12 protein-coding genes are annotated in these 13139 nt (G+C 57.7%); 4 read left to right on the top strand and 8 right to left on the bottom strand.

The window, feature by feature from the left end:
* Nucleotide 1: 1 nt before the first annotated feature.
* The 8 genes from BM069_RS13030 to BM069_RS13065 form a co-directional block, all read right to left on the bottom strand.
* Nucleotides 2–1273 carry an ABC transporter permease gene (locus tag BM069_RS13030; protein ID WP_093324287.1) on the bottom strand — a complete coding sequence of 424 codons (1272 nt, stop codon included), beginning with the start codon at nt 1271–1273 and terminating at the stop codon, nt 2–4.
* Nucleotides 1274–1365: 92 nt separating this feature from the next.
* Entirely contained in the window at nt 1366–2454 is a 1089-nt protein-coding gene (locus BM069_RS13035) for an extracellular solute-binding protein (RefSeq protein WP_093324596.1), read from the bottom strand.
* Nucleotides 2455–2529: 75 nt separating this feature from the next.
* A complete protein-coding gene (locus tag BM069_RS13040) occupies nt 2530–3630 on the bottom strand; it encodes an ABC transporter ATP-binding protein (protein ID WP_093324289.1) in 1101 nt (366 codons plus the stop codon).
* 133 nt (nt 3631–3763) lie between these two features.
* Entirely contained in the window at nt 3764–4471 is a 708-nt protein-coding gene (locus BM069_RS13045; RefSeq protein WP_093324290.1) for a maleate cis-trans isomerase family protein, read from the bottom strand.
* On the bottom strand, nt 4468–5619 hold the full coding sequence (locus BM069_RS13050) for a M24 family metallopeptidase (protein WP_280137037.1): 1152 nt from the start codon (nt 5617–5619) through the stop codon (nt 4468–4470). Before BM069_RS13050 ends, BM069_RS13045 begins: the two co-directional genes overlap by 4 nt.
* Nucleotides 5616–6662 (bottom strand): pyridoxal-phosphate dependent enzyme, encoded by a 1047-nt coding sequence (locus BM069_RS13055; RefSeq protein ID WP_093324292.1) that lies wholly within the window; start codon nt 6660–6662, stop codon nt 5616–5618. Before BM069_RS13055 ends, BM069_RS13050 begins: the two co-directional genes overlap by 4 nt.
* A gap of 147 nt (nt 6663–6809) precedes the next feature.
* The gene (locus BM069_RS13060; RefSeq protein WP_093324599.1) at nt 6810–8729 is read right to left on the bottom strand and encodes an acyl-CoA synthetase; all 1920 of its coding nucleotides are present in this window, start codon (nt 8727–8729) and stop codon (nt 6810–6812) included.
* 177 nt (nt 8730–8906) lie between these two features.
* Nucleotides 8907–9506: a TetR/AcrR family transcriptional regulator gene (locus tag BM069_RS13065; protein WP_093324293.1), complete on the bottom strand. Its 600-nt coding sequence runs from the start codon at nt 9504–9506 to the stop codon at nt 8907–8909.
* Nucleotides 9507–9762: 256 nt separating this feature from the next.
* Between BM069_RS13065 and BM069_RS13070 the strand changes: the two genes are divergently transcribed.
* The 4 genes from BM069_RS13070 to BM069_RS13085 all read left to right on the top strand — a co-directional run bounded on the left by BM069_RS13070 (nt 9763) and on the right by BM069_RS13085 (nt 13132).
* Complete coding sequence (locus BM069_RS13070) at nt 9763–10452, top strand: Crp/Fnr family transcriptional regulator (RefSeq protein ID WP_093324295.1); 690 nt, start codon at nt 9763–9765, stop codon at nt 10450–10452.
* Between the two features lie 84 nt (nt 10453–10536).
* Nucleotides 10537–11169, top strand: coding sequence for a zinc uptake protein ZrgA (gene zrgA, locus BM069_RS13075; RefSeq protein WP_093324296.1), 633 nt, complete (start codon nt 10537–10539; stop codon nt 11167–11169).
* 20 nt (nt 11170–11189) lie between these two features.
* Complete coding sequence (locus BM069_RS13080; protein ID WP_093324298.1) at nt 11190–11885, top strand: ABC transporter ATP-binding protein; 696 nt, start codon at nt 11190–11192, stop codon at nt 11883–11885.
* Nucleotides 11885–13132, top strand: a complete 1248-nt coding sequence (locus BM069_RS13085; RefSeq protein WP_093324601.1) for an ABC transporter permease — start codon at nt 11885–11887, stop codon at nt 13130–13132. The genes BM069_RS13080 and BM069_RS13085 overlap by 1 nt, the downstream gene beginning before the upstream one ends.
* The last annotated feature ends 7 nt before the right edge of the window (nt 13133–13139 follow it).

Raw genomic sequence — 13139 nt, forward strand, 5'->3', positions numbered from 1 at the left:
CTTACCCCAATTTCACGTTGTCGATGCCGACGATTTTGTCATAGCACCAGTATAGCAGAAGAACGACGGCGAGCAGGATCGACCCCAAGGCAGCCGCCAGACCCCAGTTCAGCGAGCTGGAGATGTGATAGGCGATCCGGTTCGAGATAAAGACACCTTTGGTGCCGCCTACAATTTCCGGCGTGATGTAGTAGCCAATCGCCAGAATGAACACGAGGATCGAGCCCGCGCCAATGCCGGGAACCGACAGCGGGAAATAGACCCGCCAGAAGGCTGTCCAGTTGGTTGCGCCCATTGACTTTGCAGCCCGCAGATAGGTCGGCTGAATGGTTCGCATGACCGAATACATCGGCAGAATCATGAACGGCAAAAGGATATGCGTCATCGCAATGATCGTGCCCGTCGCGTTGTTGATCAAGGCCAGACGGCTGTCATCCGCGACCAGCCCTAGCCAGACCAGCGTTTCATTGATCACGCCTTGCTGCTGCAACATCACCTTCCATGCGGAGGTCCGCACCAGAAGGGAGGTCCAGAAAGGAAGAAGAACGAGGATCATCAGCATATTCGCAGACCGGGCTGGCAGGTTCGCCAGCAACCACGCCACCGGATAGGACAGCATAATACAGGAACAAGTGATGATGAGAGACATGATCAGCGTCCGTTGGAACAGCTTGATCAGAATGCGTTTGTCTTCCGGTTGCGCTTGCGCGCCTTCCGGGGTGCGCTGCATGTCCACAGCATTCAGAAAATAGCCGTTGGTGATCTTTACCGAGTGGGTCTTGATCACAGACCAGGTCTCGACCTCACCCCACTTCTTGTCGATCTTGATCAGCTTGTCTTTGAACGGGCCATCTGTCTCTGGATCAAGGCGTTTTATCTTGCGTCCCGATTTGCGGAACAGAGAAGACATGCCGGTTTGTTCGTAGTTCAGGCGCGTGCCGAGCCGCGTGTGTTTTTTGGCATCAATTGCAACAACCATGTCGGCCACGAAAGCTGCATACAGCGCTTCGTCTGGCAACTCTCCAGTGGTCGCATCCCATTGGTTCAGCTGTTGCACCGTCAATGGAAGGGTTTGTTCAACAATGTCGTTTTGCACTGACTTGAACAACATCTTGCCGATTGGAAAAATGAAGGAGATCAAAACAAAGATCAGCAGCGGAGCAATCAGCGCCATCGCGCGCATTTTTTGAACCCGCAAAGATCGCGCAAGGCTGCGTTTCAACGGTGTGCCGTCTGCGGCCAATACCGGACCCGACTGTGTTGCGTCGCTCATAATTCTGATCCCGTTGGTAAACATCGCGGCGGTTTGTCCGCCGTCGGTTTGATTTGAGGGGGCGTAGCCCGCCCCCTCAGGAAGTCATGCGATTATTTCGCCAACCACGCCTGGAATTTGGCGTCGATGTCGTCGCGGTAGTCAGCCCAGAACTCGTAGTTGTAGAGGAACGTGTTCTTTGCGTTTTCCGGATCGGTCGGCATGTGAGGCGCCATTTCGATGCCCATGTCCGCGTGCTTACCTACGAGAGGCGCCGAAGACTTACGTGCCGGACCATAGGAGATGTACTTCGCCTGATCCGCCAGACGCTGGGTGTCGGTCGCGAACATGATGTAGTCCAACGCGCGCTTCTTGCGCTCGTCTGACAGGCCCGCCGGAATGATCCAACCGTCAAGGTCAAACACCTGCGCGTCCCAAAGCATCGCAACCGGCTGTTTCTGCTCCTCGATCACCGAGAACAGGCGGCCGTTGTAGGTCGAGCCCATGATGACTTCGCCGTCAGCCAGCAGCTGCGGAGTGTCCGCACCAGCAGACCACCAGATCACGTCGTCTTTGATGGTGTCGAGTTTCGCCAGAGCTTTGTCCTGACCTTCTGGGGTCGCCAGAACGTCATAAACGTCGTCTTTTGCAACACCGTCACAGAGCAGAGCCCATTCCATGTTGTTGATCGGACGCTTTTCAAGCGAACGCTTACCCGGATATGCGTCGGTGTCGAACACAGCGCAGATGTCGGTCGGCGCGGTGTCACCAACGAGGTCGGTGCGATAGCCGAAAGTGGTCGAGTAAACGATCTGAGGGATAAAGCACTCGGAGACCAGCAGGTCACCAAAGTCATCCGCTGCGGAGGTGCCATCAGGCGCCGCTGCAAGCATGGTGTCCGGATCGATTTCCATCGCCAAACCTTCGTCACACAGACGGATCGCGTCCGCTGCAACAACGTCAACAACGTCCCATGTCACGTTGCCCGCTTCGTCCATCGCGCGCAGCTTGGCTACGGCTTCGGCAGAGCTGTCGTCGTTGATGATGGTGACGCCGGTCTTTTCAGAGTAGGGCTCGTGATAGGCACGAAGTTGCGACTTGGAATAGGCGCCGCCCCAGGACACGATGGTCATTTCTTCTGCGATAGCGGCAGGTGCCACCAGCGCGGTTGTGACGGCAAGCGCTGTCAGTTTGGTTTTCATTTCAAACACTCCTTGTTGAACTTTGTTTTATGACTATTCCCGAATCTGACGTCCGGGTTTGGAACTTCTGAAAAATTATGCGTCGAGCGCGCGACAATCCTGCGGCAACCAGCCGATTTCGATGTCTTGTCCTGGCGCAAGCTTGATGGCATCAGGTGCGTTCCGGGTTTTGACGATAAACTCGTCATTGCCAGCCACCGACAGCCGGAACCGGAAGATGTCGCCCATATAGATGAATTCAAGCACCTTCGCCTTCAGCGTATGCGCATCAGCGTGCAAACGGTCTTTGTTGAATTCGACACGTTCCGGACGGATCGACACTTTGGTCCGATCACCAACGTTGTGCACGTTCACGGGAACCGCGTCGATTTCTTCACCGTCGTCCAGTGTAATCACACAGGTGTCACCGCTGATCGACGTCACAACGCCCTCAAGAGTGTTATTTTCACCGATGAATTGCGCCACAAAGCTGTTTTCCGGCGCTTCATAAAGCTGGTCCGGCGGTGCAAGCTGCTGAATGCGGCCATCATCAAAAACCGCCACACGGTCCGACATGGTCAGCGCTTCGGTCTGGTCATGAGTCACGTAAACCGTCGTGATACCGAGTTCATGCGCCAAACGGGTGATTTCGAACTGCATATGCTCACGCAGCTGCTTGTCCAGCGCGCCAAGCGGTTCGTCCATCAGAACCAGCTCCGGCTCAAACACCAGCGCACGGGCCAGCGCGATCCGCTGTTGCTGACCACCGGACAATTGCGCCGGACGACGACCACCAAAGGCCCCCATCTGCACCATATCCAACGCGCGTTTGACCTTAGCCTCGCGCTCCGATTTGCCGAGCTTGCGGACCTCCAGCGGGAACGACAGGTTCTCTGCCACGGTCATATGCGGGAACAGCGCATAGTTCTGGAACACCATGCCAATGCCGCGTTTGTGCGGCGGAATATTATTGATCGACGTACCGCCCAACAGGATCTCTCCGTGGGTTGCGGTTTCAAAGCCGGCCAACATCATCAGGCATGTTGTTTTGCCCGAGCCTGACGGCCCCAGCATTGTTAGGAATTCCCCTCTCGGCATCGAAAGGTTCAAGTCTTTTACGACGAGATTTTCTCCATCGTAAGATTTTTGCACGCGTTTAAATTCGACAAACGCGTCGTGGTTCCCCGTATCAGCCACGGTATCTCCCTGTCTTCCTTGTCGCGGCAGGTTGATCCCGCCGTCCCAGTTGACACCCCAATACAACGCGCCAGAATCGACTTTAGCAAGTGCGAAAACGACCCTTCAGTAACATCACCGCCCTGTTAGCGCCCTAAATTTCGGCTTCCATTAACGCTTTCATGTGCCACGCAAGGCTTTGATTACTGGACAAAACCGGCTTTTTGATTAAATCCCGAACCGTCTCGATTGCCTGAAAACTACGCAGGTTTGTGCAGCTAATGAACACCCCGTCAACGCCGCTGTCGGCCCCAAGCCGCACAGCAGCCTCAACAACAGATTCGTTTGTGATGCGCGCGACCTTGGATTCTTCGGCGATTCCGAAGCTTCCAAAAACCGGCATTTCGACCCCACCTTGGGCAAACGCGGCACGCAACGGAGTGTTGACCTCTTCGATATAAGGCGACAGCAACGCGAGCCGCGAAATCCCAAGATGAGCCGCACAGGCGATTGCCGCCCGAAGCGGATTGGTCACAGCTGAGGTGTCGCATCCGGCCCGCACAAGGTCCTCAACCTTTTGCGACCCAATCACCGAACTCGCCGAGGTGCAGGCGTAGCCCACAACACCGAGCCGTCGCGCGTTTGGCAACAACCCCGCAGCCACTTTCAAATCCGCTGCCATCGCTGACAGGCTCTCGGTTGTGACTTCTTTCCCACTCGGAATGCGCGAGACATAAAGCGGCGAAGGATGATCGGCAAAAGCCTGTTTGAATTCAGGCTCAATGGTTTCATCCACCTGAAGAACAATGAGCCCCATCGGTGAAACCGTCGGCTCATCCAATGTGTAGGTCAGATCACTCATATCACCGGCAACTCCCGTCCGGCCCGCGGGCTCAGGTATCGCGCGCCGGAGTGCGTGATCGCGATGTTTTCCTCATGCACCAGAATTTTGTCACCAACAGCGATCCCCGGTTCAAGCGTCAACACCATGCCTGCCTCAAGCACTGTATGATCCATTGCAATCAACGAAGGCCATTCTGTCAAAGACATTCCCAGACCATGGCCCAACCGTCCGGCGTCCGTGCCCCCCTGCCCGCCGGACACGACATCGTTCATCGCGTGGAACAGTTCGGCCGCCGTCACTCCGGGTTTTGCCAACTCAAACGCCGCATCAGATGCCTCAATCAGTGCCGCATGTGCGCCTGCCACCTCGGGGGTTGCCGAGCCGACTGACCAGTTCCGGTCATAGTCCGAGAAATACCCGTCCCAAACCACGCCCGTGTCCAACATCAACACGTCGCCCGCCGTCAAAGGGGTGTCGATCGCCGGCGAAATCACATCGCCATACCCGCCCTGCTCTGCGCCTCCTGCCAAATAGGACACCCAATCCGCGCCCTCTTCCAGACAGAGCATCTGAAACCGGCGGTAAACCTCTTCCAGAGGCACGCCAGCGCGGGCAATTTCTGGCACGCGCGCAAAAGCACGCCCCGCAATGGCGCAGGCGGTTTCGATCTTTGCGATCTCGGCATCGGACTTCACCATGCGCAGGGCCCGCATAATTCCCGCGTCGCCCGCAATTTTACGACCGCCAATGTCATCGCGCACCCGTTGAAGATCGGCCAAAGGCATCCGCAGATGGGTCTCATGCCCATCAGGCAGCCCGATGTGCTCACCCTCCGGCACCACCTCGCGCAGCGTTTGCGCCAACAAAGTAACGCCATCGTCACGCAAATCCGGCGCCGTCCAAGTGCGGATATCCTCCACCCAAGTCTGCCCCATCAAGGCCGCGCCAATCGACGGGATCACCGCGATCGGCTTGCCACTCGCCGGTACAATCACAAACCAGGGGCGCGTCGGGCTTTCCCAAAACCGCGTCAGATACCCAGTGAAATAACGAACCTCCGGCTCACTGGTCAAAACCAACGCCGCAAGATCCACCTCGGCCATTTTCGCCTGCGCCTTGGCGCACCGCGCCGCGAATTCGGCCTCTGGAAACCCGCGCCCGCTCAATCTGGCACCTCAGACAGAAAACACAGAACCCGCGCCGTTTCATCCAAGCCAAGAGCGCTGCGGGCCGCATCATCCAGCACAGCGGCCAGTCCCGCGCCGCCTGACGCTGTGGTTTCCAGTCCCAAGGCCGCCATCGCACCCAGACAGGCGTTCACCGCGTCGTCAGACAATGTCAGAAACACATCCGCATCCCGCGCCAGACCGTTCAATGCAATGAGTGACGGCTCCTTGCAATCCAGCCGGCCCATGATGCTGTCAGGCCCATCTGCAGCAACAGCTTTGCCCGCTTCGATGCTTGCCTGCAACGCCGGCGCGGCGGTTGGCTCAACCACCACGATTTGAGGTCCGTCCCCCCAGACTTCGCGTACATAGGCGGCGACGGCTCCCGCCAAACCACCAACTCCTGCCTGCAACATCACATGTGTAGGCTCAGCGGGGCACTGCCGCGCGGCTTCGGCCGCCATCTGCAAATACCCTTCCATCAGGATATGCGGCAACTCGGCATAGCCGTCCCACGAACTGTCCGAAAGCAAAGTCCAGCCATGTGCCTCTGCGGCCTTGGCGGCCCCCGCCATAGAGGCAGCATAGTCTGCCCCTTCTCGAACCACAGTCGCCCCGCGTACTGCCAAACGCTCGGCAAAACTCTCTGGCACTGTCTCCGCGATATACACCACCGACTGCGCGCCAAAAACGCGCGCGCCTGCGGCCACGCTCATTCCGTGATTGCCCGCACTTGCGGTGACAAAAGTCCGCCCCACAAGGCTTTCGGCCCCTGGTGCGCCACCGCTGGCATCCCATGCCTGGCGCGCGATCACATAAGCAGCGCCCAGCGCTTTAAAAGACCCAAGGCCCATGCGTTTGCGTTCATCCTTGACCCACAACGCCGCGACTGGCGCCGCGTCTGACACATCGACCAACGGCGTTTCCTTGGCCACCGGACACAGGTCCAAAAGACCGGCAACCCGTTCTGCATCCACAGAGGGATACTCAAATCCCACGCATATTTTGTCTTTGCCCCGATACGGGTTAACCACCAGTTTCATGTCGCGCCACCGCTCCCCATTTCCCTTATCCGCCGCACCTTAGACATGCCCCTGCACATGCCCAACAGAATTCGTGAGTAGAGAAAAACAAAAAGGCGCCGTGTCAGATCTCCCTGACACAGCGCGCCTTCACTATTGTCGTGGCGATTACTCGGCCCATTCCCAGCTTGGAATGAACCCCTTAAGACAGTCATCGACCTTCGCGGCATCCCCTTGCGGCGCGATTTGCGCCACCAATCCGCGCTTTTTGTCATCAAGGACGAAGCTCACGCGCTGTTCCAAAGCAGCCGCCTCCAAGGCTGCATCAAACACCCGCGTGATTGCACGTTTGCGCAGGTCAGGCTTGAACACTTTGCCCACCAGCGTCAGCGGCATCTCGTCCACAATTTCCAGATACTTCGGCGTCGCCGCACGCTCCGAAATGTGCTGTTTCGCAAACGTCAGCAATGCCTCAGTAGACAGCTTCGCGCCTTCTACCAACTCGACATAGGCACAAGGCAGCTCACCTGCTTTTTCGTCAGGCTGTCCAACGGCGGCGACAAATGACACGTCGTGATGCGCCATAAGCGCCTCTTCAATCACCGCCGGATCAATGTTGTGACCGCCACGGATGATAAGGTCTTTTGCCCGCCCTGTGATCCAGATGTAGCCATCCGCATCAATCCGTCCGAGATCCCCCGTGCGCAGGTATTTCCCCGCTGCATAGAGCCCCGCGTTCTTGTCAGCTTCGATGTAGGTCGCGTCAACGTTTACTCCGGGCGAATGCACGCAGATCTCGCCGATCTCATCCACACCGCATTCGGTTTCGGTGCCATCAGGCTTGATATCCAGCACTTTCACATCCGCAAAGGGGACGGGCACTCCAACCGAGCCCACCTTGTCGGCCACACCCGGAGGCGTGATCGAGGCCATGCAGGTGTTTTCCGTCATGCCATAGCCTTCCATCACCGAAAGGCCAGTTGCCGCGTTGAACTGACGGAACAGATCCATTGGCATGGGCGCGGATCCGGAGGTTGCCAGTCGCAGGGTTGAAACATCCGCATCCACAGGCCGCTGCATCAACTGAGCTGCTGCAGTCGGCACGATGATTGCCGCGGTCGCCTTGTGGCGTTCTACTAGCTTCCAGTAGTTGTCAAACACCCCATCGCCACGGAATCCTTGCGGGGTTGGCAGTATCAAGTGCCCGCCTCCCTGTAAAACTTGCCCCATGACCACATGGCCCGCCATGACATGAAACAGCGGCAAAGGACACATGACGACGTCATCTGTGCCGATCATACCGTCGCTGAACATCCACCCCTGATAGATGATCGCTGACACCTTGTGTTGGGCCACCTTGGGCGTTCCTGTTGTCCCGCCAGTGTGGAAATAGGCGGCGTACCGATCGTCCTGCACATCCTCAAACGCCAGGCCATTGGCATTCTGTTTGCCAAGCTCCTTGGCAAAACGCAGCACCTTGGCCTTGTGATGGTTGGGATTCTTGGGGCGTATCAGGTTGACGATGGTCCGTTTAACGGGGCTCAAATAGCCAGCAAGATCCACCTCAAGAACGGTTTGCACACTTGGTGCGTGCTCAAGCGCCTTGGCACATTTCTGGGCGATGTCGGTCTTGGGCAGACTGCGCAGCGTGATCACCACCTTGGCGTTGGTTTCCCGCAAAATGCCGCTGATCTGACCTGCTTCCAACAACGGGTTGATCGGGTTCACAATGCCCGCGCACATCGCCCCAAGCATCGCCACCGGTGTCTCGGCACAGTTTGGCATCACCAGCGCAACCACATCCTTCGGTCCCACACCCAAATCACGCAGCATATTTGCACATTGCGTCACCTGAGCATGCAATTCGCCATAACTCAGGGTCCGGCCTTTGTCGTCGGGATCAGACGTCAATTGAAACGTGATCGCGGGCAAATCCGGATGCTCAGCCGCCTTGGCGGACACCATCTGATGAATGGTGTGATAGGGCTGGGTCTCTTCCCAAGTGGTGGTTTCAGCAAGCGCGCGCTTTGCCGCGTAAACGTCCGCGAGTTGTTCTAAAAACCCCTCGCCTCTGGCTGGTTCAGTCATGTTTCCTCCCTTGCCCATTCGGGCTATTGACTCAACTCTGGTCCATTTCTCCGTCCTTTGGCGACATTTTTTCTTATGTGACGTGACTGGAACCCGCCTCCACAGCGGCGCCACACACCATAGTTTGGCGGGCTTTCTGATTTGGCGGACACGTATCCAAGGGTCGCCAGCGAAGGTTCAGCTGCGCTGTTGGGCGTCCATAAAGGTGCGCAAAATTCCTTCCACCCCGCCCTCATGCGGATGGATCAACTCCTCGCCCACCAGCGACGCCAGCCCATGCACCATCGCCCACGCTCCCTGAGACAAAGCCTCGGCCCGCGCGGGATCGCTAACCATTTTGGCAAATTCCGCATTCAGGATCGCGTGGGGCCTGCGCGCCTCCGCTTGGACTTGTCCCGGAAACTGTTCGCGCCCGTCGCCTTCATTGCGCGGCGTCATGGTCGCCAGCATCAACCGGTAAAGATTGGGATGATCCAGCGCGAACTGAACATAGGCATCTCCGAACACCAAAACCTGCTCACGCGGGCCACGTTCGGCCACCCTCCGCGCCTCCATTGCATCCGACAACCGCTGAAACCCCGCCGCGCTGATGGCGAGCAAAAATGATCGTTTGTCAGGGAAGTGGGCATAGGGAGCGGTCCGGCTTACGCCAACCTGCTCCGCCACTGCGCGCAATGACAACTCCTCCGCTGCCCGATCCTGCAACAAGGTCATTCCCGCGGAGACCAAAGCCTCCGACAGATTTCCGTGGTGATATGAATTCGCCTTCTGTGCCATGTCTGCTCAGTGCTTTGTTTGCGGGGGATGCCGTACAAACGGCCCGCAAAGAAAATCGCAAATTCTGCGAAACTGCCAGTGCATTTCACAGTGACGCGACGGCGGGTAGCGCGCCCAGCCCTCTGCCCCTCTCGTCATTGACTCTCGTCAAAATGTCAGTGCTACCGGCAATTAGATGCCGATGCCAAAGGGCTCCGGTCGACCTCAATGCGCCCCCCAATTAGGGTGCGGCATACACCGGACTCAAAGGTGCGCCATGCGATCTTCCCCAGCTCCTCATCCCTGTGCCAACTGTGCTTTTTTCGACAGCTCGGTCTGGCAGCCTGTCGCGGGATCCAATGTATCCACGCTTGTGTCCGGCTTTTCGCGCCGTGATATCGACTCCGGTCAGGCCTTGTTCCACCAAGGCGACGACAATCAGGGCATATTCTGTGTCTCGCGCGGGCTCATTGCGTTGCGCAGCTACCAAGAGGACGGGAGTTCCATCCTGCTCAAGCTGGCCTACCCCGGCGATCTGGTCGGCTTTCGGTCGTTTCTGGCCGATGAACCCCACCGCACAGAGGCCCGCGCCGTTTTACCCTCGCGAATTTGCACCGTCGCCCATCGCGCGGCGGGCGACGTCGTGCGCGGCGATCCTGCAGTCCTCACCCGCGTGGCGGGGCGATGTGTCGGCGAAATCAACAACAGCCGTGACCGAATTGTTGCCACTGCCACAGGTGACAACAAGGACCGTCTGATCGAAATTCTGGTCAAGCTCATGCGCACCTATGGGCGTCAGGAAGGCGAAAACCTGCAAATGCGTCTGCCTTTATCACGCACGGACCTCGCCGATCTTCTCGGGATCACACCGGAAACTGTGTCGCGTGTCCTCAAACGGCTTAAGGACGAAGGTGTCATTCGGGTTTCGGGGCGGGACATTCGCATACCCGTCGCCAAAGTGGGATGAATTTTCCTCTCGCTTCACCTTGCATTTTGTAACTGAATAACATTACATCATGCAAAATTTGGCTCAATCCTCAGGAATCCCAAAATGCCTTTGAAAACACTGCTTCTCGCCTCTGCTTTAATCGTCGCTGCTTTGCCCGCATCCGCCGAAGAAAAGCGTGCTTTGGGCGCCCATGTGCATGGCCACGGCGCCCTCAACGTTGCGATCGAAGGGACCACTCTGGCTTTGGAGCTGGAAACGCCTGGGTTTGACCTCGTCGGTTTTGAACACGCGGCAGAATCCGAGCAGGACAAAAAGGTAATCCAGTCTGCATTGGACAAGCTGTCCGATCCAGCTCTGATCTTTGCGGTGCCGCAAGGCGCAGGGTGTTCCCTTGTGGAAGCTGTCGCGGAATTGCATGGCGATGACAAACATGAAGATGACGATCACGGCGAAGAACATGACCATGACCACGAAGAGCATGGGGAAAAAGAGGATCATGACGACCATGACCACGAAGAGCACGACCATGAAGAAGACGCCGCAACCGACAGCCATTCCGAATTTCACGCCGAGTATCAGTTGACCTGCGAAGCCCCCGCACAGCTGACCGACATCTCCCTGACCTATTTCGAGACTTTCCCAAACGCCCGCGCCCTTGAGGTGCAACTGATCACCGATTCCGGCGCGCGAAAAATCGACCTGACAGGCGAATCTGCGGTTATCAACCTCAACTAAGAGCGCTACACCTGTCGGCAATGGTTGCCTCGATTGACATCAAAGGCCTGCGATTTTCATGGCGCGGCCGAACCTCATTTTCACTTGCTGTGCCTGATCTGAAGGTGGCAGCAGGTGAAAAACTGTTCCTGCTCGGGGAAAGCGGCACGGGCAAATCGACGTTGCTTAGCCTGATTTGCGGGATCACCACCCCGTCCGAAGGCCGTCTTGTCCTTGACGGCACCAACCTGCCGGATCTCAGCGCCTCCGCGCGCGACCGGTTCAGGGCGGAGCACATCGGGGTCATTTTCCAGATGTTCAATTTGCTGCCCTACGCCTCACCTCTGGAAAATATCCTTCTGCCGCTTGCCTTTGCACCAAACCGTAAGGCCCGAGTGGCAAACCAAAGAGCCGAAGCGCTGCGCCTGACCTCAGCGCTCGGGCTGAACGAAACTCTGGTCACGTCCGCCGGTACAACCGAATTGAGCATCGGTCAGCAGCAACGCGTCGCGGCGGCACGGGCGCTTATCGGCGGCCCGAAACTCATTGTCGCGGATGAGCCCACATCCGCACTTGATGCCACAAGTCAGGCTGCTTTTGTCGATCTGCTGATGACGCAGGCCGAGGCTGCGGGTGCCACGCTTTTGATGGTCAGCCACGACGCCCGCCTCGCCAACCGCTTCGATCGCCACCTTGACCTTGCCGACGTCGCTCAGGCCACACGAGGCATGGCATGATCCTTCTGCGCCTCGCCCTCAAATCCCTACGCAGCCGTATCCTGACGGTGTCCCTGACCGTATTCGCCATTGCGCTCAGCGTGGCGCTTTTCCTTGGCGTGGAAAAAGTGCGAACCGGTGCCAAGGCCAGTTTTGCCGACACCATTTCCGGCACCGACCTGATCGTCGGCGCACGCTCAGGCGGCGTGCAGCTTTTGCTCTATTCCGTGTTCCGCGTTGGCAACGCCACCAACAACGTCACATGGCAAAGCTATCAAGACATCGCCGCCCGCCCCGAGGTAAAGTGGATCGTGCCACTTTCCCTCGGCGACAGCCACCGCGGTTTTCGCGTCCTTGGCACAACCACAGCTTTCTTTGACCGGTACAAATATCGAGGCGGGCGTGACATAGACTTCGCCCAAGGCACACAGTTCAACGATTTGTTTGACACTGTGCTCGGTGCGGATGTGGCCTCGGAACTCGGCTACAAAATTGGTGACGAAATCGTTGTCGCCCATGGGGTCGCCTCTTTCACTGAACATGACGACAAACCTTTCCGTGTCTCGGGAATTCTGGAAAAAACCGGCACGCCTGTGGATCGCACCGTGTTTGTCTCGCTGGCCGCCATCGAGGCCATCCACATCGACTGGCAAGGCGGCGGTCGCTCGCAGACCCCCATCAGCGCGAAAGATGTCCGGCAAATGGATCTCAAACCCAAGTCCGTGTCAGCTGCCTTGGTCGGCGTCACCTCGCGCCTGAAAATCTTCACTCTGCAGCGCTGGATCAACGACTACACGCAGGAACCCCTGCTCGCCATCCTGCCCGGCGTGGCGCTTTCCGAACTCTGGAGCCTGATCGGCGTTGCCGAAACCGCGCTGATTGGTGTGTCCACTATGGTGGTGATCACAGCTTTGCTCGGCATGATCGCCATGATCTTTTCCGGTCTCAACGAACGTCGCCGTGAAATGGCCCTCCTGCGTGCCATTGGCGCCCGTCCCCGCACCATCCTGACCCTGCTAACCACCGAAGCCGCACTTATGAGCCTGATGGCTGTGCTGCTCGGCCTTGCCTTGCTCTACACGGGATTGTTTGTTGCTCAGTCCTATATCGACGCCGCATTTGGCCTATACTTGGAAATAACCTGGCCCAGCCGCCGTGAACTCGTTGTGTTGGCCCTCGTTGTGCTTGCCGGAACTCTGGTCAGCCTCATTCCTGCCCTGCGCGCCTATTTCCTGTCTTTGGCCGACGGAATGCAGGTCCGCTCCTGACGCCGCC

Origin of the sequence: Shimia haliotis (genome assembly GCF_900114415.1) — a bacterium.
In the GTDB taxonomy this organism is placed as follows: Bacteria; Pseudomonadota; Alphaproteobacteria; order Rhodobacterales; family Rhodobacteraceae; genus Shimia; species Shimia haliotis.